Origin of the sequence: Polyangium sp. 15x6 (assembly GCF_029960785.1) — a bacterium.
Classification (GTDB): domain Bacteria; phylum Myxococcota_A; class Polyangia; order Polyangiales; family Polyangiaceae; genus Polyangium.
In genome coordinates this window covers 34,180-59,281 of sequence record NZ_JASBQE010000038.1, presented here as the reverse complement: position 1 = coordinate 59,281, position 25,102 = coordinate 34,180, and the positions used below count along the sequence as shown (strand labels likewise).

Below are 25,102 nucleotides of genomic sequence, written 5' to 3'. Positions count from 1 at the left end.
ATGCCAAGGTACGGACGCGGGGGTGGACGATTTGCGCGACAGGCACGGCTCGGACATCCCAGCGCATCTGGCAGCGCTGCCAGATGCGGAGGTGGTGCAGCTCGACGACGACGCGATCCCGCGGTTCGTCACAGGGAACCTGGGCCTACTCGCGACGGCGGATCACGTCGAAAAGACAGATTTCGGCGCGGTTCTCTCGGACATCGCCCCGGTGTTCCGCGCGGACGCGAGCGAGCTCTCGCTCCGGCGTGCCCGGACCGACGAGCAGGGGGACCACCACTTCCGCTTCTCGCAGACCAAGAACGGCTTGCCCGTCATCGGCGCGGAGCTCGTGCTTCATGTGCGGGACGGGGTGATCATCGCGGCAAACGGCGGCGCGCGGAGCGACCTACCGGCGGACGAGGTGCCCACCATCGAGCTTTCGGACGCGCTCGGCGCGGCCCGGGACGGTACCGAGGCGGCGGACGTCTCCGTGGAGGGCGAGGCGCCGCTCGCCTATTACGCTGCCGGAAAGCGGCTCGCGCTCGTGTATCGAGTCGACGTCCGCGGCCGGCTCGAGGACGGGACTCCGGTGCGGGACACCGTGCTCGTGGACGCGGCGGACGGCTCGATCGCGCTCCGGATACCGCACATCCACACCGCCAAGAATCGGCAGGTGTATACGGCCGGCAATTTACCCGAGCTCCCGGGTTTCCCCGTCCTCCCGGGCACGCTGGTGCGGAGCGAGGGTCAGGCAGCGAGCAGCGACACCACCGTCAACGTCAACTATGACTGGCTCGGCAAGACGTACGATTGCTACAAGAATTTGTTCGGCCGCGACTCCTACAACAACGCGGGCGCTGCGCTCGTCAGCTCCGTTCATTACAGCATCGACTACGTCAACGCGTTCTGGGACGGGACGCAGATGGTGTATGGCGACGGGGACGGCGTGACCTCCTCGAGCCTGGCTCACTCCATGGATGTGACGGCCCACGAGCTCACCCACGCTGTCACTGGCAGCGAATCGAACCTCACCTACTCGGGCGAGTCCGGCGGCCTGAACGAGGCGATGAGCGACATCTTCGGCGCGGTCTGCGAATGGTACCGCGATGGCCAGGTGGTGAATGGCAAGACGTGGATCGTGGGCGATGAGGTATGGACGCCGGCGATCCCGGGCGACGGCCTGCGCTACATGGCCAACCCCGCCCAGGACGGCGAATCCCTCGATTTCTACAACAGTAGCGCCGGCTCCGCCGACGTCCACCTCAGCTCGGGCATCGCCAATCTGGCGTTTTACCTCCTCTCGCAGGGCGGCACCCACCCGCAGGGCAAGTCCTCCGTCAACGTGACTGGGATCGGCATCCTCAAGGCCGCCCGCGTCTTCTACAAGGCGAACGTCGACATCCTGACCTCGAGCTCCAGCTTCCTCGACGCCAAGAACGCGACGGTGCAGGCGGCGACGCAGCTCGGGTTCACCCAGGCGGAGATCGACTCGGTCACCAAGGCCTGGGACGCCGTCGGCGTCGTCCCGCCGCCTCCGCCCCCTGCAACGCCGCTCCAGAACAACGTGCCGCTCAGCAACCTCAGCGGCGGCATTGGCGAGACGAAGTATTATTCGCTCGACGTCCCGGCGGGCGCCACGAACCTGGCCTTCCAGATCAGCGGCGGCGCCAGCAACGGCTACTTGATGTCCGTCTTTTTCGGCTCGTCGGCGTCGCCCAATGATTGCTTCCTGATCGGCAACGGAAGCGCGCAGAGCTGCACGGTCTCGAACATCCAGGCTGGGACCTATTATGTAGAGCTCAACACCTTCTTCCTCCCCTACTCGGGCGTCACCCTGAAAGGCTCGTTCACCGCGCCGCTGGCCACCACCGCCGACCTCGTGATCAACGAGATCGACTATGACACCGTCGGCACGGATAGCGCCGAATACGTCGAGATCTACAACCCGGCCGGCGGCGCCGTCAGCCTCTCCGGGTGCTCGCTGCTCCTCGTCAACGGCTCGAATGGCGCTGCCTATGGCACGTTCGATCTGAGCCCGGCCGGCTCCCTCGCCGCCGGGCAATACCTCGTGGTCGGGTCGAGCGCGGTGGCGGTGCCCGCCGGCGCGAAGAGAATCAATTTCGCGACGTCGGCGAATGTCATTCAGAACGATACGGAGGGCGTGGCGCTGGTGTGCGGCTCGAGCGTCGTCGACAAGCTCTCCTACGAGGGCAACGTCACCGCGGCGAGCATTCCGGGCGTGGGCACCGTGAGCCTGGTGGAGGGGACGGCGTTCGCCACCGCGGATAGCAACACCGTGACCCGCTCGCTTTGCCGCTTGCCGAACGGCGCCGATACGGACAACGCCTCGGTCGACTGGAGCACCTGCTCGAACCTCACCCCGGGCGCTCCCAACTGAAGCCTCGAGCGCCGGTCCTTTCTACCTCCTGTCCCAATCATCGACCCCGCCCAGGTTGGTCATCTGCGTAGAGCCCGCCGAGGTGAGAATGCCTTGGGCCCGGGATGCGCGATCGGGTTCCCAGAAGAAGGCCAACACCAGCGTCGGGCTGGTCCGCGAGCGGCGTGACGAGCGCCATCCGCGAGCAGGAGGCGGCCGCTTCACCTCGAGCGCGCCGCCCCCGTCCGCTTGCTACGGCTTCCTCGTCGCCTCGACGACCATCCCCCCCCCGTCCACGGTCATCCCGGTCGCCTTGCCGCCTGCCTCGCGCTTGAACGTCACGCGCCAGCCCATCGTCCCCATCACGAACTCGGTCTCCGACAGCGGGATGAGCTCCTCCTTGGGGAGCCTCGGCGCGTGCAGCACGAGGCGCCCGCCCTCTTGCTTCACCTCCGCCGTTTCGCCCAGACCGAACGGCAGCGCGTAGCTGCCCGCGACGCCGGCCGCCGACGCCGTACTGAGCTCGATGGCCGTCACGCGCATCGGCTCGCTATCCGGCCAGCCGTACTCCGCGGCCAGCGCGAGCTGGATCTCGGGGAGCAGGGCCTGCCCGCCTTCTTCGTTGTTCGTCATCACCACCGCGCCCACGCCGATCTCCGGGTACATCGTGAAGCTGCAGAGGAACCCCGTGGTGGTGCCGCCGTGCCCGAACTGCAGCGAGCGACCGCTCCCGCTGATATAGGGCCCGAGCCCGATGCCGTCCTTCACCGGCGTGAGCATCTGCTCGGCCGTCGCCTGCGAGAGCAGCGCCTTGGACCGCCCGGCGTGCGCGTCGGCGATCGCGATCGCCAACCGGGCGAGATCGCTCGCCGTCGTCCAGAGCCCGGCCGGGGCCATCTCCGGATACACGTGCCACCCGCCGGGGATCGTCTCGCCCTCGCCGAGGTGGGCGCTGGCCGCCTCGCCCGCGCGCGCGGCGGGCAGAGGCTGCTCGAAGGTGCTGTGGGTCATCCCGGCCGGCCCGAACACGAGCTCCTGCATGAGGGCAGGGAAGGGCTTGCCGATGACGTCCATCATGAGGAGCTGCATCACGAGCGTCCCGCCGCCGGAGTAGCGCGAGATCGAGCCCGGGACGGCGTCGACGCGCACCGACCCGGTGTTCGCCGGAGCCGTCCCGTTCAGGATCTGCACGAGCGTCGGGATCGGCTGGTTCCGCTCGTAGCCCGGGAAGCCGTGGTTGGTGAGCCCGGCGGTGTGGCTGGCGAGCCGGCGGAGGGTGACCTTCTCCTTCTCGGTGTGCTCGTTGTCGGGCACCTTCCACGTGGTGAGGTAGCGGTTGACGTCGGTGTCGAGCTCGAGCGTCCCGCGCTCGACGAGGCGGAGCATCGCCGTGGCGGTGACGGGTTTGCTGATGGACCCGGCCTGGAAGAGCGTGTCGGGCGTGACCGCGTCCTTCGGGTCGGCCGAGCCGGCCGTCTTCACGCCGAAGCCGCGGGCCCACGCGATGCGCCCGCCCTCGATGACGGCGATGCTGACGCCGGGCACGTGGTGGTGGGCCATGCGCTCTTCGAGGGTCCAGCGGACGGGCGGCCGGCCGGCGATCTCGACGTGCGGGCGCAGGCCGCGGAGCACGTTTGCGACGTGCGGCTCCTCGGCGGCGCTCGTCGGGCCGGTGGCGGAGCTTGCGGTCGACGTGGTTGCGGGCGGAGCGGTGTGCGTGACAACGGGCCGCACGCAGGCAGAAAACGTGACCGCTGTGCAGCACAAAAGGGAGAGAGAACGCAGCAAGGGGCCCATCGTACGGCGAACGACACCGCGCACGGCGCGTCGGTTCCTGCGCGGAGATTTTTTCCCGTGCAGCACGCCTTCGAAAGAGTTTCGGGGTCGTGGTGGTAGGTGCACGACGCGCTCGAACGCAGTACGTCAAGAACCGTGCCCAAGCCCGGTCGACCCTGCACCTCGATGGTGCCGAAGTCCTGCGCGAGCTTCGGGCGAGTCTTCGGTGAATCGGTTCTTTTTCCACCCGGCGGCCCGCAAAGAGCTGCGAGATGCAATCCGCTTTCATGCGTCGCGAGCCGAGGGTCGGGCGAGGAATTCCTCGACGAGGTCGAGACGACCATCTCGCGTATTTGCGATATGCCGGCAGCATGGCCAAAACGCTCGGAGCGTGTGCGCTGCTCTGTCAGACCCGGCGTTTTCCTTATGGCATCCTTTACCATGAAACCCGTGGTAGAATAGAAATCATCGCGGTCATGCCCATGCGGCGTCATCCGGACACGTGGAAGATCCGCTGAACAGCGTGACCCTCATGCGATAGGAGCGCAAGCGGGGGCGGAAACGGGTTTGGAGGCGGAAGCGGCAAGCGGGATTTGTTCGTATACCGCTGTTGAGGAAGGTGGGTAGGTCGAGTGCCGAATAGACCATGGACCTTGCCAGGTTCGCGCATTCCTTTCCCTATCCCGAGTGCCACCGACATCGCGACGGGGCGTCCGGGCGCATGCGCCCACGCACGCGCTCGGGCGTGCTCGTAGCGGCGACTCGATCAAGCCATGTGCTCGGCGCCTTCGGGCACGACGACCCACGCGTGCTTTCGATCTTCGTACACGGAAAAGACGGGCGCGGGAAACGTCGAATCGGCGAATGCTCCGACGGTGACCGCGGTGAGCTCCGGAGCGCTTTCGAACCGGTAGTAGACCGTCGAGCCGCAGTCCGGACAGAAGTGGAAGTGGATGCGATTGCCTTCATCGCCGATGCGAAGGTAGTCGGTGGACCGTCCTTCGACGGTGACCTCCTCCGTCTTGAAGCGGGCCTGGGCACCGAAGACGCTTCCCGTGCGCTTCTGGCAGGCGAAGCAGTGGCACATCGAAACGCGAACGGGATCACCTTTGCAGGTGACGACGAGCTGACCACAGCAGCAAGAAGCGCGACGGATGTTCATGCCGCGCATTCTAGGATCAGTGGTAGGCTCGCGCCATGGATCGGGCTTTGTCACGGCGCCGCGAGGCGCTCTTTTTCGCGGCGTTCCTCGCGAGCGCGGTGGCTGCGTGTCTGCTCGCCGCGCTCGCGCCGGGCGCGATCGCGACGCGCCTCGTGAAGCTCGTACCCCTTGTTCTGCTTTGCGCCGCTCGTCTGCGCGAGCGGCAGGGGCGGCTCGCGGGGCTCGTCGGGCTTGGGCTCTTCGCGTCGCTCATCGCGGACGCCCTCATCGATAGCGTATTCGTGGCCGGGCTCGGGGCGTTCTTCGTCGCGCACCTCTTTTATCTTGCCGGGATGGGTTTGCCTAAGCGCGCGGCAGGCGCCGGGCTCCCCATGCTCCCGGCCCTCGTCTTCGGCGGGTTCATGTGGTGGATCCTCGTCGGATCTGGCCGCGCGCCGGAGGCCCTGCACGTGCCGATCACGGCTTATGCGATCGCCATCTCGTCCATGCTCGGCCGGGCGAGCGAGCGCGCCTTCGTCGAGCCGAAGGACCACGCTTCGCGCGTCCTCTGTGCCGGCGCGCTCTTCTTCGTGATATCGGACTCGCTTATCGGCGTGAATCGCTGGGTCTGCCCCGTGCCCCTTGGGCGGGTCTGGATTCTTTCGACGTACTACGTGGGACAATACCTGATTTTTCGAGGCTCCGCGCCGCCCCAGAGCGAGGCAGAGGCGCCGAAGGCCGCGCAAGTGTGCCGAGCGTAGGCTGAGCGGAGGCGGAAGCGGAAGCGGCAAGAGGGATCTGATTGTGTACCGCTCGGGCGGCTAGAAGCAGGATCAAACGAGCGATCTTACAGGATATATTTGCATGGGGTCCTCCAAGAGGGGGCGCAGCCTTCGGGGCCCCCTGCGTCAACATCCCTGTTGACGTGCGTCCCAGCACAGTCTTTGATGTCCCCGACCGGACCCCAAGGACTAAGCATGACCGTCACCAAACGCGATCTCCTCCCAACGCTGATGGGTGATCGTAAGCTCGTCAGCATCGGCCGTCGCTGGGAGCCCGTGGTGACCGTCCTTGAAGATGACTACGGACGACCAGCTCGATGTCGTCGTAGCCGTGGAACTCGCGAGGATCCTAACGGGCGTCACATGCGAATCGCTGAAGGCAGCGCCCGTTCCGTGGTTAGGCCGCGACGGCCTAACCAGCGCACTGAAAGGTTCTGCAGCGGCGGCCTAATTACACAGTTGGGCCTCACACCCAATTCCGAAACTCACACCCGGAGGACCGAACGATGACGAAGTACCTTATCTCCTTCCCCGGATCGGCGATGGACGTCTCCGACGAAGACATGGCTGCCGTCGGCGAAGCGGCACACGCGGTCATACGCGAGGCGAAGGATGCCGGCGTCTATGTGTTCGGCGGTGGTATCAACGAGGACGTCGCGCCGCTGATGGTCGCCGCCGACGGCACCGTCACGAACGAGACCTACCCGCAGACCAAGGAGTTCGACGGCGGCTTCTGTGTCCTGGAACTCCCGTCGCGCGAAGCCGCCGTCCAATGGGCCGCGAAGATCGCCAAAGCCTGCCGCTGCTCGCAGGAACTCCGCGAGTTCGGGTACGACCCCGAGAGCTGACCGGCGAGGTCGCAGCCCGATGCGAACGAGGAGGTCCTTTCTGCATCTACTTTCTTCATTGCCATGAACTTCGGACAGGCAACACGCCCAAGCGCCTCGCTACATCCGTGAGGCCTAACCCTTCGTTGCACCCGACTCGCGGAAGCGGGCGAAGCCCGCTTCCGCGAGCGGGTGAACTCAAACGTTCGGCGGCGGAGGCGTGGGGCGGGTGAACCTGTAAGGGACTGTCGAGGAACGGTGCAGGGGGCCAGCTACTGCGCTGAGTCGTCATCTGGCAAGCAGAGGGGTGACAGATAAAATGGCTTTATCGGCTAGAGCAAAGAAACTTGTCGCTGAGATCACTAACGGAAACCTGAAGCTGGGCGACCTAAAAAAGCGTGGCAACGAGATCAAGAAGGACCACGGTCTGGCAATGGAGCTTTGGTCAACGGGCCAATACTACCCTCGACTTCTCTCGACCCTCATCTTCGATAAGAAGCTCCTCGCAGAAAATGTCATCGATCAGCTTGCATCTGATGTGCTTCGGCATGACGCGGAAGAACGCAACCAATTGGCGGACTGGCTGTTGGCAAACCAGCTAGCCAAAGACAAGAAACTTGTCTCCCTTATCGCGACATGGGAGAAGAATCCTTCCCCTATTCTGCGTCGCTTGTTCTGGTATCACCAAGCTCGCTTGCGCTGGACAGGGCAAGTTCCTCCCGACAATAGTGCAGACCTGCTTGATTCCCTGGAAAACGATATGGCTCATGCTGAACCCGAAGTTCAGTGGGCAATGAATTTCTGCGCTGGCCAAATTGGTGTTCACGAGCCGCGATTTCGATCCAGATGTATCAAACTTGGGGAAGCATTAGGGCTCTACAAGGACGAGCGTGTCGCCAAAAACTGTACACCGTCGTACCTTCCAGAATTTATCAGGATCGAAGTAGCCAAGCGTGAATGACACCGAATGGGACAAATCTGTTCGTGGGCCGCCGAACGCACCGGCCGCATGTAGGTTTTCCCAGATACATCGCTCACCGAGCGGCCGGTGCAGGTGAGCTTGGGTCGTTGGGCGGGCTGATAGGAGCAGCCCACCGAGCTCGGACACCAACCGCTGCGGGCGGTGCCGTATGTGGCCCACGACGGAAAGTGGGCGGAGCGAATGCGGGGCGCCTTTCCGCATTTTGCACATTTCCCCACGGAGAAGAGACCGAGCGTCATGAACCCGGCGGCGCCCGTGGACGACAGGGCCAAGGTGGAGCCGCAGCAAGAGTGCAACCGGGCGTTCGGGGAGTGCCGCGCCTCGTGCGTGAACACCGAAGGGGCTCGCGTTGCTGGGAGAATGCAGAAACAGGCGGGATCAGTGCCGGAGAGCCAATCCCGATTCGTCGCACCTTACCGGCGGCTGGTCCGCGCGCCCTCGAAGGTTGGCGTTCGTCGTGGCCACCGTCAGGTTCAGCATGCGGGTCAAGATTGACCGTTCGGGGATCAGCAACATGTCCGCCAGCGGAAGCGAAAGCGGAAGCGGAGGCGGAAGCGGAAGCGGCAAGCGAAATCCGATTGTGTACCGCTCTCGAGAGAGGGGGGCTCATCCACCTGGATGTTCTCATCCCCGGTTTTTCTCTGGCATTATGCCATCTATGGCAGAGACCGCAGAGACCGTTGTCCCCTCGCGAGCGCGAGCGTCACGAACGTGGCCCGGCAGTCATGCAGCCGTATCGGAAGCCTCACGCTCGTGCGCGTGAACAACTCCGGCCGATCGATGCCGGCCACTCCAGGTGTCGCCGAAACCGGGTAGCCGATTCCCGGTCCGTGAGGCGCTTTCCCTTGCGCGCTCCCTCATCATCCACGAATGCGGGCGCATTCCCCGTCACGCGCAAGCCTCTCTCCGCGCAGTGATCGCGCCACGCAATGAAAGCAGCCGCGACCCCCGGCGATAGCACCCATGCCCGAGGTTCGTCCGTCTTGTTTTCATCGAGGATGACCTTGCCAAGATCGAGGTTGAACTAGGCCCACGTGAGGTTGAGGGCTTCCGAGCGCCGCATCCCTTCGCGGTGCAGGAACCCATGAAGGAGCCGGCAAACCAAGGGCACCTTCTGGCACGCGGACCGCATCGCGTCTTCTCGAGGGTAAAGCCATCCTTTCGCTTTCCCCATCTCGAAGCGCGGCACGAATCCAGGCGGCATTGGATTGACCGCGATATGGTCGAGCGTGAATGCATCGACGGCGATGAACCAATTTTGTACGAGGCGTAACGACAAGCTTGTACGACCCTGCTTTAGCCGTGGCTCCTGGCACCCATCAGATGGCGACAAGAAAAAAACATGGCAAGGTCGCCCTCCCGACTGGGCGACGAATCGCGACAGTCCGCTTTTTCGAGGATATGTGCTCGACGGTCTTCGCGGGAGAGAACCATGAATATGATGAAGCGCCGCTGTCCTGGATGGCCCTCGGCGACGCACGGTTGCGTTGCTGCGCTGCTCGTCGCCGTCGCGGGGGGATGCATCGGAGTGCCGGAAGACTCCACGACCCCGGAAGACGACACCGAGCACTCGGCGATGAGCCGCGAAGCTCTCCAGACACTCGGCCCCGCCGGTCCCAGCGGCAATGCGAAACCCGTCGGTGCTACGGGCCCCACCGGTCCTACAGGCCCTACCGGTCCTACCGGTCCTACGGGCCCCACCGGTCCCACGGGGCCGACCGGCGCGACGGGTGCGACAGGCGCAGTCGGTCCCACGGGTGCGACCGGCGCGACGGGTGCGACAGGCGCGCTCGGCGCCGTAGGCCATGTCTCGCCGCCCCTTCGCCGCTCCCCAAGGACGTCGTCGACACATTCGCCCACATGACCGCTGATTGCGAGGTCTCCGGCCCGGCGCGCCCGCCGCCGCCCGCGCGCTGCCCTGGGCCGGGAACTCGCAATCCGCCGATGCGCGCTCGCCGCGAGTTTGTCGTTACCTTGGCGGACCTGCGCTTACTTGGGTCGCCTGCGCCGACGGGGGCTACCTCGGCGCGTGGCCACCATCATCGCGTCGAGGAGCTTCCCTACCGCGCTATGGGCCGCGCGCGGGGCGTCGATCGATGGGTCGCCCACGGGGTGCATCGTGAGGATGCTTGCCTGCGGCGTCGTGCGAAATGGCTACGAGCTCGACATCCCCCGCCGCAGCGGCCGTGATCTCGCTCTGGATGAGCACCGCGAGCAGCGCCGTACGCGTCGGGTCACGACGGGTGAGGGTCTCCGGAATCCGAAGCGGAAGCGGCAGCGGCAGCGGAAGCGCCCCTGCCCTCTACCGCTTCAGCTTGGCCTTGATCTCCGCCGTCTTCTTCTCCAGCTCGGCGCGCGCCTGCTCGGCGGCAGCAAGCTCCGCCTCCAGCCCTTTCCGCGCCTGCTCGGCCTCCTCCGCGCCCTTGGCCTTCGCCTCCAGCGCTGCCAGTGCGGCCGTCTCCTTCTCCAGCTCGGCCATCAGCGCTGCGATCCTCGCGCGCACGGCCTCGACCGTTTGCTTCTTGTTCCGTCGCGGCTCGTGGCGGAAAAACTGATCCGCGAAATCCGCAGGCAGCCCCTTTCCTTCGGGCTGATGCCGCAGCTTTCCGAGCTCGGCGTACACCGTTTTCCGGCCTGTGTTCACGGCGTCGATGAATTGGCTGTATCCACCCGTGAGACGGAACGTCCGAAACTCCTGCTGCGCGAGCCCGAGCGCGGTGACCGCTTGATCCGCATTCGCCACCAAAACTTCCCCTCGTGCGCCGAGCTCCACGAGCAGCGGCTTCGGCGAATTCTTCAGCGCCGAGATCCACGCGCGCACGGTTTCCAGCTCTTCGCCCAGGATGGGCCGCTTGATCTCGTGGGGTTGCTTCGAGCCGAAGAAGGACCGGAACTCGGCCGACGTGCGATCGTTGTTGCCGTACAGCAGCGCGTCCGCGACGTCGTCCACGAACACGTCGAGCGTGTCGTCACAGGCATCGATGCGGGCCTCCGCCCGGGAGATCTTGTCCTGCAGCGCCAAGAATTGCGCGAACGTGGCCTGCCAATGGTCGAGCAGCGTCGAGAACACGACGACGTGTTGCTTTGCGAGAACGTGGTTCTCGCACATCCCCAGCGAGTAAATGAGGTGCTCCCGAACGGGGAGCGGCGCGATGTCGGTATCGAATGTCCTGAGCCGCATGGTGGGACGCTACACGAAGCGGCGGCACGGATGCAAGATCCTATGTTGACGTACAAAACCGCAGCGCAGCGCTTCACCCGCGCAGCGGCACGTACAGGCGCGTCAACGCGCCGCCGAGGAGGCTTCGTGTACGCGCGCATCGCGGAGAAGGGCGGCCGCGCCACGGAGTTGTACGGCGGGGAGACGGACGCCGGCCGGTCATGCGTCGATCGGTACGGGCCTTTGCGGCTCCTCGGCCGCCGCCGTCCCCTTTTGTACGGCCCGAGCGCCGCGCATGCCGCTGGCGAGCTTTCTTGTACGCGAGCGTAACGCGCGACGGCGGCTGACGCGGCGACCTGTACGCGGCTCGTTTCGCCGCGCCGGGTGGCGCGTGGTTCGGTACGGGGCACCAGCCTTCGTGAGCCGCTGACGCGCGCGGAACGGCTGGCTTTGGCGTGGACGACGTGGGTCCGAGTGTCCCGGCGACGCTCTCGCCAGCTCGTCGGCCTCCGTGGCACGAGGCGCCCCAGGGAAGAACGCAGGGCCGCTCACCGCCGCGGGAGTGGTGTGGCGTGACCTGAGACCACCGAGGGGCTGCCGATGCTTCGTCGTGTCTTCGCCTGGTGCTTGCCGTTGCACACTCTTGCGCTCCACTCCGACCGAGTGCCGGTCCCTTGCTCTCCTCCATGCGTGACGGTGATTTGAACCCCCGCATCAACGTCACGGAAACGTGGTGCGGAGAGCATCCGTTCCATCGGCCCCGTCGCGTTGCGGCTCATCAGGCTCAACGGGCCAAAGCCGCCGATCTCGAACGCGTTCAACCTCCACGTTCTACACGACACCTCGCCCGCGGCCCGCTCCCGAGCCACCGGCCCCCCGCCCCGGCACGTCCAGGCCGCTCGACGCCCCTGGCTGGGGTAAACTCCCCGCCCATGCCTCCGCCCATCACCTTCCGCCCCCTCACCGAGGCCGAGCTCCCCTTGATGCACGCCTGGCTCACGCGCCCGCACGTCGCGGAATGGTGGCAACCCACGCCGACCCTCGACGAGCTGCGCGACGAGTACCTCCCGTGCCTCGCGGAGGCCGGTACCTTGCCGCTCGACGCTCCGGGCGGCGCCATTCCGTACCTCGCGTGCGAGGACGGAAAGCCTTTCGCGTACATCCAGGCGTATCGGGTCATGGCGAGCCAGGCCGACGGCTGGTGGCTCGACGAGACGGACCCGTGCGCGCTCGGCATCGACCAGTTCATCGCCGACGCCGAGCGTATCGGCAAAGGCCTCGGCACCCGCATGGTCCGCGCGTTTCTCGATTTTCTGTTCGCCGATCCGCGCGTGACCAAGATCCAGACCGATCCGGATCCGACGAATGGCCGCGCGGTGGCTTGTTATCGCAAGGCGGGCTTTCGCGACGTTTCGGTGGTCGAGACGCCGGATGGTCGGTTGCTCTTGATGATCATTCACCGCGGCGCCTGATTTGGCCCCTCTCGATGGGTCGCCGATCAGGGGTTCGATGGGGCTCTCGCGCGGGCGCCGGTGTGAGCGCGCCGTTCCGCCTCGATCCACGCGCGCGCCTCGCGCTCGTCCGCGAGGAAGACGAACGGCACGTGGGTCTTGTGGCGCCAGAAGAGCCGCACGGCCTTGATGGCCAGCGTGGCGAGGACGCGCTGCGAGAATCCGCCGCCGATGAGCACGATCCCACGCAGGAACGCGCGGGCGTCGCGCTCCGAGAGCAGCCGCCGGGCCTCCGGCGCGATGCCGTCGAGGTGCGTGAGGTCGACGAGCCAGAAGATCGGGCCCTGCTTTGCGTGGTGCTCGATCACGTCGAGCGCGGTCGCGAACTCGTCACGGGAGATGGGGCCGATGGCACGCGTGTGGAGCAGATCGGGCGGCTCGAAACGGTTCCAGTGCGTTCCGACGCGCTCCCAGGTATCGTCCATGCGGCCCCACGTCCATCCATCGTTCCCGGCACGACGCAAGTCCATCCGGGATGAGCACCAAAAATGGCACGATTTGCCTTCGTTTTCGCGCGCCACCTCGTCCCGGTCGCTGCCGCACTCGCCTCCGTGCCCCCGACGCGAGCCTCGTGGCTCCTCGCCGGCGCGGCGCTCGTGAGCGCCTGGATTCCCGGCAACGCGGGCCAGGTCGTGAGCGCCGTTTCGGGAAACAAGCCCGTCGATCGTGGCGCCCTCTACCGCTTGCTCGGCGCCTCCGCCGTGACGCTCGCGCTCGGCGCCGCGGGCTTTTTCAAGGTGCCCGATGCTTCGGCCGTGGCCGTTCCCACGGCGCTCTTGGGGCTCGTCGCCCTCGGCGCCTCCGTGCTCGGGTTGAGCGGCGGACCGTCGCTCGCCGAGACGGCCGCGGAGGCGTCGGCCACGCCGGAAGAGCAGGCGATCCTGTACCCGCACGGCGGCGTCCCCATCGGCGAGCCGACGAACCTCAGCGGGCACCAGCAATGGGAGCGGGACCGGGTCGTCGAGCAGGTGAATACACGCGGCCAGATGGCCGCCGCCGGGTACGTCGTAGGGCTCGTGATCGAGTCGTCCGCGGCGCTCTTCGCGGCGATGGTGTTCGCCGCGATCATGGTCGCCTCCGAGGCGCCGTCTTTTTGGGCCTGGGAAGGGGCCGGCGCGTTTGCGCTCGCGTTCGGCGCTGCGGGCGCCGCCGTCGCGCGGATTTCTTCTCCCGACGAGGGGGAGCCTTTCACAGCGTTCGGCGGCGTGCTGCTCATCGCCTTCGTGGCGATCGCAATCGCGGTGGCGAACGGGTGGACCGTCATGCTCGCGGGCGCCCCGATGGTCGTGCTCTCGATGCTCGTCACCATCATCCGGCCCGCGCGCCATCGCCGCGCCGTGGACGTGATCCTCTGCCTCGTCGCGATTGCGACGGGCGTGGGGGTCGCCTTTTTCTGAGGCATCCCTCCGCTTGCGTCAGGCCCGGATTTCCCCGAGCCGTTCGGCGATCCAGGCCGCCTCGTCGTCGAGGCCCGCGCCCTCGTAAAACCGCTCGAGCGCTTCGTACCGCGATATCACGTCGAACCCGATCGCGCGCTGGAGCTTCCGCAGGCACACCGGGCAGATGTGTTGCGGGCGCGCGTCGGCCTCCTCGATGTGGTTCGACCCATTCATGAGGCACGAGAAATAAATGCAGTGACGCAGGCCGAACATGTGCCCGACCTCGTGGACGAGCACCTTGATCATGCGGCGCAGCACGAGCTTTTCGTCGCCGGGGCGGAGGGGCTCCTCGTGGAAGGCCGGGTCGTACCGCGCGAAGCTGAAGACGCCGACGCGGTGGCGCAGTGTGGCGATGCCGAACACGAAGTTCCAGGACTCGTCGGGATAGAGATCCTCGCCGGTGATGGCCGCGAGCGCAAACACGTCCGGGGGCAATCGCTGCTTCAGGAAGGCGAGGATGTGCGGCGTGTAGAGCTGGACCTTCCCCGTGTGCGCGTTGATGCGCGTCCGCATGCCGACCTCCGCGAGCGGGACGCGCGGGAGCAGGCGCGCCGGCAGAGCATAAAAAGCCTCGAGGGCGTCGCGGAGGAGCCCAGGCCGCGGAATGCCCGGTCGCGCCGGCACGCCGAGCGGGAGGAGCGCGAGCGTGCGGCGAGCTTCGTCGGGGACGAGCCGCTTTTCCGCGACGAATTCGGCATACTTCTGGCCGCGCTCGGGGTGGCACGCGAGCCAGTCGCCCTCGGCCGGCTGCGGCATGGGCTCGAAGCCCGCCCCCGAGAGCGCGCGGCGAAGCTCGGGCGAGACGCGTCCGAGGGGGCCGAGCGCGACGATCTGGGCGGGCAGGAGGCGAGGAGGTGCGGTCATCGAGCGCCGACAGGATGCTACACGAGGCACGTCTATCGACAACCCTCGGGTCGCGCGCTGCTTCGGGCTTGCTTCGAACTCGAAGGTTCAGGAACATGTCTCCATGCGCATCCTCGCTTTCACGGGATTGCTCTTCGTCTCGTCCTCGCTCCTCGCCTGCGGCGGGGGCGGCTCCTCCGGCAGCGGCGCGGGCCCCGGAGATCCGCCGACGGATCCCGCGCTCGACGCGGTGATCCAGGAAGGCCTGAAGGCGTTCCGCAAGCCGGGCGTGCGAGGTCCTTGCGCCGGTTGCCATGCTCCGGACGGAATCGATATCGCGGCGATCGACTACGACGAGGCCACGATTCGCCGCAGGGCCGAGGCGGATCAGGTCGGCGCCGAGGAGACGGACGCCATCGTGGCCATGATCGAGGCGCTGCGGAAGAAGCACGCGATCGTCCCGGTCTCCTCGACGGCGTTTCGGCCGTACCAGCCGGGCGGCGAGGTCCTCGGCGAATTGCCGCCCGAGGGGGTCATGGATTCGTACGAGCGCCGCGAGGCGCGGGATCGGGTGTTTCTCGCGTCCCTCGAGGAGCAGAAGCTAAAGGTCCTCGACGGCACCGTCGACAGCATCGAAAAAGCCGAGGCCGTGGCGGACGAGCTCGACGCGATCGACCTCCGCGAGCTCCGCGTGGGCATTCCGTTCGATCGCTGGTCGGAGGATCCGTTCAACACGCCGGCCGGCCTTCCGCCCTTCGAAAGCGTGGCCGAGTGGATCCCCTGGCACGCGCAGCGGCCGATCATGGGGCTCGAGGAGGACTGGTACGCGATCGTCGACGAATACCTCGCCGATCCGGGCGACGAGGCGAAGTTCTGGCGGTTCTACGACGCCATCGACGAGATGACCGCGCCCGATCCCTGGAACGGCGGCGCCGACGAGCCCGGCATCGCCTGGATGCGCGAGAAATGGAAGAGCGTGCAGATCGCGCAGCACATGCTCTTCCGCATGAAGACGGACGAATACCCGGATGTCTGGCACGGGGCCGAGCCGCCGAGCGCGACCACGGGGCCCACGGAGGCGGCGCGCAATCGCGCGATCGATCGCAACCCGATCTGGCACGTGGGCGACATCATCCGGGTGAACCCTTTGCATTGCACGGGCGCGAGCACCTGCATCGAGATGCCCGATTTCGCCGACGTGCCCGAGGACGAGGACATCCGCGAGCTGCAGACCGACGTGATCCAGCAATCGTGGTTCTGGACCGCGTGGGAATACGACGCGCCCCTGCTCATCGCTGGCAACGGCATCCCCTCGATCGACGGCGATTATTTCCTCTCGACGCTGATGAACCGGTACGCGATCCATCACGGCTTCTTGATGGCGAAGGGGATGGTCGCGAAGGCGCGCGCGCCGCTCGGATGGCTGAACGCGAAGGCGCCGGATCGTGATCGGAACAAGGAGGACTACAACGCCGCCGGCCACGGCAAATGGGCAAGCCCGCGGCCGTTCTTGCTGACGCGCCAGCTCGAAGGGACGCGGCACGTCGTGGCCGATCCGGCGCGGCAGCCGGCGCATACACGGATGGTGACGAACGCGATCCGGATGGGGCTCTACCTGATGAAGAAGGAGCTCGACGCGCCGAACCCGACGGTCTTCGACAAGGAGAGCACGATCAAGAAGCTCGAGATCCTGAAGAGCTGGTTCCACGACGGCGAGTGGGACGATCCGCTCTACAACACCGGCATCGATCCGCTCATCGACGAGCTCGTGGGCAAGGTCGCGGCCGCGACGGAAATCAAGGACCCGAGCATTCAGTTCCCCGACGCGAGTGACATCCGGTAGGCCGTCCCGTATCCTGCCCAGGATGCCTCCGCGCCAAACCCTCTCCTCGCTCGTCGTCGCGCTCCTCCTCGCAGGATGCGCCGCTTCCGGTCCCTCCTCGCCGGCCGAGCGTTGCCCCGAGGCACCCGTACAGCCCGCGCCCGCGGCGCCCGCGGCCGATGGGCCCATGGAATTCGAGAAGTATCAGCTCGTCCTGCTTCGCCGGGGGCCGCGGGCGAACGAGATTCCGGAGGCCGAGCTCGCGGCGATCCAGAAGGCCCACATCGCGCACCTCGACAAGATGGCCGAGGAGGGCGCGATCGTCGCGGCCGGGCCGTTCGATGATCAATCCGACGACTCGCTTCGCGGCCTCGCCCTCTATCGCGTGGGCTCCGTGGAGGAGGCGCGGGCGCTCGCCGAGCAGGATCCGGCGGTGAAGGCCGGTCGATTGCGCGTCGAGGTCATGACCTGGATGACGGCGAAGGGATACGTGACGTTCCCCAAGGCGAAGCCGCGGAAACCCTGAAATGAGCGCTGGACGAGCAAGAAAGACGGCCCTCGTCGGGTGCGCGGCGGCCATCACGCTGGTGAGCGCTTCGGTCTCGGCGCAGGAGGAAGAGCTCCCCGGTGTCGAAGAGCGCCGGTACGGCCTCGGCAGCGTGAACATGTTCCTGCGGTACGCGCAGGTCCGCGACCCCGAGGCGATGCGCCATCTGTCGAGCCTCTTCATGGGCGGGCTCTCCGCGCGTGCCCTGTACGGGAAGCGGTTCGCTTATGCGTTTGGCCTGGGGCTCGAATTCGGCGCCGGCGAGGCGCCGGGGTTCGGGTTCGGGTTCGAGCTGTATCCGGCCGGCGTCGCGGTCGCGATCGGGCCGTCGGGATACTTCGGCATCTTCGGCGGGATCGGCGTGAATGGCGTGACGGCGCGCGTGCCGATGACGCTCGTGATCCCGGCCGAGGTGCGGCTGGAGCTCGACGTGACGAAGCGCGCGCGGGTCGGAGCGCTCTTCGCGGTGGGCTGGACGCCGGCGGACGACGTGCGGCAGACCCGCGCGGGGATGATCCCGTTCGTCGACGAGAACACGATGGCCCTCACGGCGCGGTTCGGGAAAACGTTCGAGAAATACGGCAACTTGATGGGCCGCGGCTATTTCTTTCGCCTCGAGCGGCGCGAGCAGATGCGGACGGTCTCTCTCGGGCTCGTGTTCGGCTGGGAGCTCGAGGCGGCGAATTGATCATCGATCGTCGAAGCCGAGCCGGCCGGGGTTGACGGGCAGGATGAGCGCCGGCGGCCACCAATCCACGCCGATCGTCAAGCCGAGGACGTGCAGCTCCACGCCCTCCGTGAGGCCGAGCTTCACGCCCGCGATCCACGTGTCGAATTGCACGCCCGTGCCGCCGCTCGTGAGCGATGCGCCGATCGGCCCGCGATAATCCTTGCCGATGGCCGTCGACGGCAGATCGACCGGGATGTCGCAGCGCCGGAGCATCTGATCGACGTAGGTATTGCTGTTCGGGCCGGGTATCGGCCAGTAATCGGGGTGCTCCTCGTTGTACCGCGGCGTCTCCTCGTCGAGGCATTCGACGATCTTCTGGATCGAGCCTCGATCCTTCTCGACGATGCCATGGAGCGCCACGTCCCCCTCGCCGAAATAGTCGAGCGGGCGCGTCGTCGGCTCCTTGAATGCGCGCGAGAGGAGCTCGTACCGGAGCAGCGGGCCCCGGTCCGCGACGTTCGCCACGATCCAGGCGTGCCGCGCCACCATCGTGATGGGCTCGGGCATCTCGCCGCTGAGCACGGCGACGTAAGGTTTGTCCGCAGGCGGCAAGGTGGTCGGGCGTCGCAGGACGACACAACCGGCGCTCGACGTGAGCGCGGCCGCGGCGAGCGCGATGTGGGCGAGGAGGCGGGCTTGGTTCACACGAACCTCACGCGCGCGAGGGCGGCTTCGTCGAGCTGGTAGAGGGCGTCGAGCAGGTTCATTTGCAGGCTGCCGGGGCCTTGGCTGCGCGTCGCGGCGATCTCGCCCGCGACGCCGAGCACGGCCATGGCGTGCGCGGAGGCGACGAGCGGATCGGGCTCCACCGCGAGGAAGGCTCCGACGAGCGCGCTCGCCGTGCATCCGAGGCCCGTCACCCGTGTCATCATGGGGTGGCCGTTGCGTACGCCGAGCAGCCGGTCGCCGTCGGTCACGTAATCGACGGCGCCGCTCACCACGACCACGCATTTGTAGGTCTGCGCGATCTGCCGCGCTGGCTCGATCGCGGTTTGCGAAGGCTCGGTGCTGTCGACGCCGCGCGTGACCTTGGAGCTCACGGCCGCGAGGGCGAGGACCTCGGAGGCGTTCGCCCGGATGACCGTGGGCCCGATCTGGGCGAGCTGATCCGAGACGCGCGTGCGGAGCGGCGTGGCGCCGACCCCGACGGGATCGAGCACCCAGGGTTTGTCGAGCTCGTTCGCGCGTGTGGCGCAGAGCCGCATCGCCGTGATCCACGGCGACGAGAGCGTTCCGATGTTGATCACGAGCGACGAGGCGATGGCCACGAATTCCTCGACCTCCTCGGCGGCGTGCACCATCGCGGGCGCGGCGCCGAGCGCCAGGAGGGCGTTCGCCGTGGTGTTCATCACGACGTAATTGGTGATGTTGTGCACGAGCGGTTTGCCCGCCCGGACCTTCTGCACCGATTCCCAGACTGCGCGCGCCTCATTCCCCATGGCCTGCTCTCTGCTCGAAGGGCCGATATTCTGGACAACCCGGGACGTCTGTCAACCTAGCATTCGGGAATGCCGACGCTCACGTCGCCGCTCGTGTCGATGGGCGCTTCGAGGACGTGCACGGCGAGGCCGCCACGCGCGGTCTCCTTGTACTTCTCCTTCATGTCGGCGCCCGTGTCCCGCATCGTCTTGATGACCTTGTCGAGGGCCACGAAATGGCGGCCGTCGCCGCGGAGCGAGAGGCGCGCGGCCTGGATGGCCTTGATCGCGGCCATCGCATTGCGCTCGATGCACGGCACCTGCACGAGGCCGCCGATCGGATCGCAGGTGAGGCCGAGGTTGTGCTCCATCGCGATCTCGGCCGCATTCTCCACGTGCGCAGGGCTGCCGCCGAGGACCTCGCAGAGCGCGCCCGCCGCCATCGAGCAGGCCGAGCCCACCTCGCCCTGACAACCGACGTCCGCGCCGCTGATCGAGGCGTTCTCCTTGTAAAGCACCCCGATCGCCCCCGCCGTGAGCAAGAACCTGACGACGCCGTCGTCCGTCGAGTGGGGGATGAACCGCCGATAATAATGGAGCACGGCCGGGATGATGCCCGCGGCGCCGTTCGTCGGGGCCGTGACGACGCGCCCGCCGGCGGCGTTCTCCTCGCTCACGGCGAGCGCGTAGAGGCTCACCCAATCCATCGCCGTCAAGGGATCACGCAGGCCCGCCTCGGGGTTTTCGAGCAGGTTCCGGTAAAGCCCCGGCGCGCGCCTTTGCACGTGCAGGCCCCCGGGGAGCGTGCCCTCCGTGCGCAGGCCGCGCTGCACGCAGGCCTGCATGACCTGCCAGATTCGCAAGAGCCCCGCCCGCGTCTCGGCCTCGGGCCGGAAGATCGACTCGTTCGCGAGCATCAAGTCGCTGATCGAGAGTCCGCGCGCGGCGCACGCGGCGAGCAGGTCCGCGGCCGTGCGGAACGGGTAGGGAAAAACGGCTTTCGGGGCCTCTTTCGGCGCGTCCGCGCCCGTCTCGGGGTCGTCGACCACGAAGCCGCCGCCGACCGAATAATAGACGCGCGTGTCGAGGATCTCGCCTTCCGCGTTCGTCGCGGTGAATCGCATGCCGTTCGGATGGAACGGCAAGGTTTTCCGAGAGAAGAGGATCTGGGAGGGCAGCGCGAATTCGATGTCCTTGCGGCCGAGCAGGGCGAGCCGGCCCGCTCCCCGCACGGCGCCCACGTACGCCTCGACGCGCTCGACGTCGACGCCGTCCGGCGTCTCGCCAAGGAGGCCGAGGATCACGGCCTTGTCGCTGCCGTGGCCCTTGCCCGTCGCGCCGAGCGAGCCGAAGAGCTCGGCCTTCACCTTGGCCGTTCGTTCGAACAACCCTCGCTGCTCGAGGCCCAGGGCAAACGTGCGCGCGGCCCGCATCGGCCCCACGGTGTGCGAGCTCGACGGTCCGATGCCGATCTTGAACAGATCGAAGGTGCTGATGGTCATCGCGGGCGGAGTGTACTCCGTGCGAGGGCGCGTGGTGTGCCGAAGCGCGGGGAGGCGAGACCTTCGCCGCCGCCGCGCGCGGGCAGGCTGTTCGTCCGGGCCCCTGCCGTGGCGCTCCCGTCCGAGGAGCGCCGGCAGGAGGACCCCGTCGCGGCGCCGTATATCCGCGCCAAACCCTTGCACGCGGACGCGGCGCGCGTGTCCCCAAAAACGAGGGCGGCAAACAGCGCCGAGAACGTGAACATCAAGGCATGCGAGATCGACCCGGACGGGACCGTACGAATTCTCGGGAAAACTCGATAAATCGTCCAGAACAGTTCGTTTTTCCGCCCTAGCATCGTGTGTGTACGTCCATTAAAGCTGGATTGATGGCTCCCGGTGGTGTCCAGGACTCAGCGGTCGAGCGCTGCCTCGCCGGTGGCGGGGAGATGGGCGCCCTGATGCGCTCGTTCGATTGGTCGCGGACGTCGCTCGGTCCGGTCTCGGGCTGGCCGACGAGCCTGAGGACGATGGCCGGCGTCGTGCTCAACACGCGCTTTCCGATGGTGGTCTGGTGGGGGCCGGAGCTCATCCAGGCGGTCTATAACGACGCCTTCCGGCCTATCCTGGGCAACAAGCACCCCGCGCTGGGGGCCCCCGGGTCCGAGGTCTGGGCCGAGGTCTGGGACGTCGCGGGTCCGATGGCGCAAAGCGTGCTCACGGGCGGGCCCGCGACCTGGCACAGACATCTTCTGCTCTGGATGCAGCGGCGCGGGTTCGTCGAGGAGACGTACTTCACGTTCTCCTACAGCCCCGTCCCCGACGACGACGGGCGCGTGGGCGGCGTGCTCAACACGGTGCAGGAGACGACCGAGCAGATCCAGGACAACCGGCAGCTCCGCATGCTGCGCGATCTCGCGGCGCGCGCCGCGGACGCGAAATCGGCCGAGGTGGCATGCCGCACGGCCGCCGAGATCTTCGCGACGAACGAGGCGGATCTGCCGTTCACGTTGCTCTACCTGGCCGACGGGCGCGAAGGCGAAGCGCGGCTCGTCGGCGAGAGCGGGCTCGCCCGATACGAGGGCCCGGGCAAACCCGCGAGCGTGCCGATCCGGGGCGATACTTCGCGAGCCGCGTGGCCGCTCGCCGAAGCGGCGCGCGCGGGGCGCGAGGTCGTCGTGGACGACCTCGCCGGAAGGTTCGGCGCGCTTCCCGGCAGCCGCTGGGGCAGCCCGCCGGCGCGCGCGATCGTTCTGCCTCTCGTGCGCACCGGGCAACCCGAGCCGTATGGCTTTCTCGTGGCGGGCGTGAGCCCGCATCGCCTGCTCGACGATCGGTACTGCGGTCTCTTCCGGCTCTCGGCCGATCAGGTCGTCACGACGATCGGCAACGCCCGCGCCCACGAGGAGGCGCGCGCGCACGCCGAGGCGCTCGCCGCGATCGATCGCGCGAAGACGACCTTTTTCAGCAACGCGAGCCACGAGCTGCGCACGCCGCTCACGTTGATCCTCGGGCCGGTCGAGGACGCGCTCGCCTCGGGCGCGGGGACGCTCGGCGGCGAGGCCCTGCGGTGGGTGCATCGGAGCACGATGCGGCTCGCGAAGCTCGTGAACGCGCTGCTCGATTTCTCGCGGATCGAGGCCGGTCGCGTGCACGCCGCCTACGAGCCGACCGATCTCGCGGCGCTGACGATCGATCTCACGAGCGCGTTTCGTTCGGCCTTCGAACGCGCAGAGCTCGCGTTCGAGGTCGATTGTCCGGCGCTCTCCGAGCCGGTCTTCGTCGACCGCGACATGTGGGAGAAGATCGTGCTGAATCTGCTCTCGAACGCGCTCAAGTTCACGTTCGAGGGGAAGGTGCGCGTGGCGCTGCGGGCGGCGACGAGCCACGTGGAGCTCACGGTCGAGGACACGGGCACGGGCATCGCCGAGGAGGAGCTGCCGCGCCTCTTCGATCGGTTCCACCGCATCCAGGGCGCGCGAGCGCGCACGCACGAGGGCTCGGGTATCGGGCTCGCGCTGGTGCAGGAGCTCGTGCGGCTGCACGGAGGGCGCATCCAGGTCGCGAGCGAGCTCGGCAAGGGTACGAGGTTTTTGGTGGTGATCCCGCTCGGCGCGGCGCACCTGCCCGCCGATCGCGTGCGCGCCGAGCCCGCGCCGGCCTCGAGCCGGTCCGGCGCGGTGGCGCCGTACGTGGAAGAGGCGCTGCGGTGGCTGCCGGGCGCGGACGCGGGAGGTGTCGACGAGGCGCCGAGCTCGCAGTGTTTCCTGCCGGAGCCTTCGATCGGCGCGCTCGCTCCGAAACCGAATGCGCGCATTCTGCTCGTGGACGACAACGCGGACATGCGCGCGTACGTCGGGCGCATCCTCGGCGAGCACTGGAAGGTGGAGGCGGTCGCGGACGGCGCGGCGGCGCTCGAGGCCGCGCGCGCGTCGCGGCCGGACCTCGTGCTCACGGACGTGATGATGCCGAACCTCGACGGCTTCGGGCTGTTGCGCGCGCTGCGCGACGACGCGGCGCTCTGCGACGTGCCGGTGATCATGCTCTCGGCGCGCGCGGGCGAAGAATCACGCGTCGAGGGGCTCCAGGCGGGCGCGGACGATTACCTGCCGAAGCCGTTCTCGGCGCGCGAGCTCGTGGCGCGGGTCGCGGTCCATCTGCAGCTCGCGGAGCTGCGGATGAGCGCGGTGCGCGAGCGGGCGAAGATGCAAGCGCTCTTCATGCAAGCGCCGGTGGCGATCGCGTCGCTGCGCGGGCCGCGGTACGTCTTCGAGCTGGCGAATCCGCGCTACGAGGCGATGGTGGGCAAGGAGCACCTGGTGGGTCGGGCGTACGTCGAGGTGTTTCCCGAGCTCGCGGATCACGAGATCATGGACACCATCGCTCGGGTCTACACGACCGGTACGCCGTACGTGACGGACGAGCAACGGCTCGACATCAATCGCGGCAGCGGCCACGTGGAGGAGTCGTACTTCAGCTTCAACCTGTGCCCGGTGCGCGGCGCGTTCGGGGAGCCGGACGGGCTCTTGTGCGTGGCCGTCGACGTGACGGAGCGAGTGCGAGCCCGCAAGCGCCTGGAAGAGGCGATGAAGGAGCGGGGAGAGCTGCTCGTGCGAGAGCAGGAGGCGCGGCGGCAGGCGGAGTCGGCGAACCGTTCGAAGGACGAGTTTTTGGCGATGCTGGGGCACGAGCTGCGCAATCCGCTCGCGCCGATCACGACGGCGCTGCACTTGATGCGGATGCGCGCCGGCGACGCGGCCGCGCGGGAGCGAGCGGTGATCGAGCGGCAGGTGAAGCACCTGGCGCAGCTCGTGGACGATCTCCTGGACGTCTCGCGCATCACGCGGGGCAAGGTGGAGCTGAAGATGGAGCGGATCGAGATCGCGGAGGTGGTGGCGAAGGCGATCGAGATGGCGAGCCCGCTCCTCGAGCAGAGGCGGCACCACCTGACGGTCGAGGTGCCGTCGCGGGGTCTCGTGGTGGACGGGGATGGGACGCGCCTCGCGCAGGTGATGTCGAATCTGCTGACGAATGCCGCGAAGTACACGGAGTCGGGCGGGCAGATCGCGGTGGAAGCAGAGCGGTGGGGGCGCGACGTGGAGATCCGGGTGCGCGACAATGGAATCGGGATCGACCCGGACGTGCTGCCGACGGTGTTCGATTTCTTCGTGCAGGACAGGCAGGCGCTCGATCGGGCGCAGGGGGGACTCGGGCTCGGTCTGGCAATCGTGCGGAATCTGGTGACGATGCACGGGGGGACGGTGTCGGCGCGGAGCGAAGGGAAGGGGAGGGGGAGCGAATTCACGGTGCGGCTACCGGGGGCGGCGGGGCTCGCGGAGGTGGAGGCGACGAGCGCGCGGGTGAGGGCGCCGATGAAGGCCGGAGCCGGGGACGGGCATCGAATTCTGGTGGTGGACGACAACGAGGATGCGGCGGCGCTATTGGCGGAGTCGCTGGGGAGCTTGGGGCATCAGACGCGGGTGGCGTCGGATGGGCCGTCGGCCTTGCGGGTGGCGGAGAAGTTTCGGCCGGACATTGCGCTGCTCGATATCGGGTTGCCGGTGATGGATGGGTACGAGCTGGCGCATCGATTGCGGGAGCGGCCGGAGCTCACGAGGTTGCGGTTGATCGCGGTGACGGGATATGGGCAGGAGTCGGATCGGTCGCTCTCGCGCGAGGCAGGGTTCGACGCGCATCTGGTGAAGCCGGTGCAGTTCGACCGGCTGGCGAGGCTTTTCGAGGAGCTGTTCGGGCAGGAGGGGGAGGCGGAGTAGCCAAAAAGCG

Annotated in this window: 18 protein-coding genes; 10 read left to right on the top strand and 8 right to left on the bottom strand. The window is 67.4% G+C overall.

Features of this window, described 5'->3' with window-relative positions; genetic code table 11:
• Nucleotides 1-22 precede the first annotated feature (22 nt).
• Nucleotides 23-2,380 (top strand): M4 family metallopeptidase, encoded by a 2,358-nt coding sequence (locus tag QHF83_RS26390; protein WP_282420710.1) that lies wholly within the window; start codon nt 23-25, stop codon nt 2,378-2,380.
• Nucleotides 2,381-2,611: 231 nt separating this feature from the next.
• Here QHF83_RS26390 and QHF83_RS26385 read toward each other — a convergent pair whose 3' ends face one another.
• Together QHF83_RS26385 and QHF83_RS26380 are read right to left on the bottom strand one after the other, a co-directional pair.
• Nucleotides 2,612-4,093, bottom strand: a complete 1,482-nt coding sequence (locus QHF83_RS26385; protein WP_282420709.1) for a serine hydrolase — start codon at nt 4,091-4,093, stop codon at nt 2,612-2,614.
• Nucleotides 4,094-4,901: 808 nt separating this feature from the next.
• On the bottom strand, nt 4,902-5,297 hold the full coding sequence (locus QHF83_RS26380) for a GFA family protein (protein ID WP_282420708.1): 396 nt from the start codon (nt 5,295-5,297) through the stop codon (nt 4,902-4,904).
• Between the two features lie 35 nt (nt 5,298-5,332).
• On the opposite strand from QHF83_RS26380, the gene QHF83_RS26375 reads away from it, so the two are divergent.
• The 3 genes from QHF83_RS26375 (at nt 5,333) to QHF83_RS26365 (ending at nt 7,846) form a co-directional block, all read left to right on the top strand.
• Complete coding sequence (locus tag QHF83_RS26375) at nt 5,333-6,037, top strand: lysoplasmalogenase (RefSeq protein WP_282420707.1); 705 nt, start codon at nt 5,333-5,335, stop codon at nt 6,035-6,037.
• 527 nt (nt 6,038-6,564) lie between these two features.
• Nucleotides 6,565-6,906 (top strand): YciI family protein, encoded by a 342-nt coding sequence (locus QHF83_RS26370; RefSeq protein ID WP_282420706.1) that lies wholly within the window; start codon nt 6,565-6,567, stop codon nt 6,904-6,906.
• A gap of 286 nt (nt 6,907-7,192) precedes the next feature.
• Complete coding sequence (locus QHF83_RS26365; protein WP_282420705.1) at nt 7,193-7,846, top strand: DNA alkylation repair protein; 654 nt, start codon at nt 7,193-7,195, stop codon at nt 7,844-7,846.
• 2,323 nt (nt 7,847-10,169) lie between these two features.
• Here QHF83_RS26365 and QHF83_RS26360 read toward each other — a convergent pair.
• Nucleotides 10,170-11,048 carry a hypothetical protein gene (locus tag QHF83_RS26360; protein ID WP_282420704.1) on the bottom strand — a complete coding sequence of 293 codons (879 nt, stop codon included), beginning with the start codon at nt 11,046-11,048 and terminating at the stop codon, nt 10,170-10,172.
• A 911-nt stretch (nt 11,049-11,959) separates the two neighbouring features.
• Here QHF83_RS26360 and QHF83_RS26355 point away from each other — a divergent pair.
• Complete coding sequence (locus QHF83_RS26355) at nt 11,960-12,499, top strand: GNAT family N-acetyltransferase (protein WP_282420703.1); 540 nt, start codon at nt 11,960-11,962, stop codon at nt 12,497-12,499.
• 26 nt (nt 12,500-12,525) lie between these two features.
• Here QHF83_RS26355 and QHF83_RS26350 read toward each other — a convergent pair whose 3' ends face one another.
• Entirely contained in the window at nt 12,526-12,963 is a 438-nt protein-coding gene (locus QHF83_RS26350) for an STAS/SEC14 domain-containing protein (protein ID WP_282420702.1), read from the bottom strand.
• 63 nt (nt 12,964-13,026) lie between these two features.
• Here QHF83_RS26350 and QHF83_RS26345 point away from each other — a divergent pair, with 63 nt between their 5' ends.
• Nucleotides 13,027-13,935 (top strand): hypothetical protein, encoded by a 909-nt coding sequence (locus tag QHF83_RS26345; RefSeq protein ID WP_282420701.1) that lies wholly within the window; start codon nt 13,027-13,029, stop codon nt 13,933-13,935.
• A gap of 18 nt (nt 13,936-13,953) precedes the next feature.
• On the opposite strand, the gene QHF83_RS26340 is transcribed toward QHF83_RS26345, so the two are convergent.
• Nucleotides 13,954-14,841 (bottom strand): archaemetzincin, encoded by an 888-nt coding sequence (locus tag QHF83_RS26340; protein WP_282420700.1) that lies wholly within the window; start codon nt 14,839-14,841, stop codon nt 13,954-13,956.
• 103 nt (nt 14,842-14,944) lie between these two features.
• On the opposite strand from QHF83_RS26340, the gene QHF83_RS26335 reads away from it, so the two are divergent.
• From QHF83_RS26335 to QHF83_RS26325, 3 genes are read left to right on the top strand one after another with little or no spacing between them, the layout of a single operon-like run.
• Nucleotides 14,945-16,663 (top strand): hypothetical protein, encoded by a 1,719-nt coding sequence (locus QHF83_RS26335; protein ID WP_282420699.1) that lies wholly within the window; start codon nt 14,945-14,947, stop codon nt 16,661-16,663.
• A 22-nt stretch (nt 16,664-16,685) separates the two neighbouring features.
• On the top strand, nt 16,686-17,168 hold the full coding sequence (locus QHF83_RS26330) for a YciI family protein (RefSeq protein WP_282420698.1): 483 nt from the start codon (nt 16,686-16,688) through the stop codon (nt 17,166-17,168).
• A gap of 1 nt (nt 17,169) precedes the next feature.
• Nucleotides 17,170-17,877, top strand: coding sequence for a hypothetical protein (locus tag QHF83_RS26325; protein ID WP_282420697.1), 708 nt, complete (start codon nt 17,170-17,172; stop codon nt 17,875-17,877).
• Here QHF83_RS26325 and QHF83_RS26320 read toward each other — a convergent pair whose 3' ends face one another.
• The 3 genes from QHF83_RS26320 to QHF83_RS26310 are packed head-to-tail and all read right to left on the bottom strand — an operon-like array spanning nt 17,878 to nt 20,839.
• On the bottom strand, nt 17,878-18,564 hold the full coding sequence (locus QHF83_RS26320) for a DUF3750 domain-containing protein (RefSeq protein WP_282420696.1): 687 nt from the start codon (nt 18,562-18,564) through the stop codon (nt 17,878-17,880).
• The gene (thiM, locus tag QHF83_RS26315; RefSeq protein ID WP_282420695.1) at nt 18,561-19,358 is read right to left on the bottom strand and encodes a hydroxyethylthiazole kinase; all 798 of its coding nucleotides are present in this window, start codon (nt 19,356-19,358) and stop codon (nt 18,561-18,563) included. The genes QHF83_RS26320 and thiM overlap by 4 nt, the downstream gene beginning before the upstream one ends.
• Nucleotides 19,359-19,414: 56 nt before the next feature.
• The gene (locus QHF83_RS26310) at nt 19,415-20,839 is read right to left on the bottom strand and encodes an L-serine ammonia-lyase (RefSeq protein ID WP_282420694.1); all 1,425 of its coding nucleotides are present in this window, start codon (nt 20,837-20,839) and stop codon (nt 19,415-19,417) included.
• 440 nt (nt 20,840-21,279) lie between these two features.
• Between QHF83_RS26310 and QHF83_RS26305 the strand changes: the two genes are divergently transcribed.
• On the top strand, nt 21,280-25,092 hold the full coding sequence (locus QHF83_RS26305; protein ID WP_282420693.1) for an ATP-binding protein: 3,813 nt from the start codon (nt 21,280-21,282) through the stop codon (nt 25,090-25,092).
• The last annotated feature ends 10 nt before the right edge of the window (nt 25,093-25,102 follow it).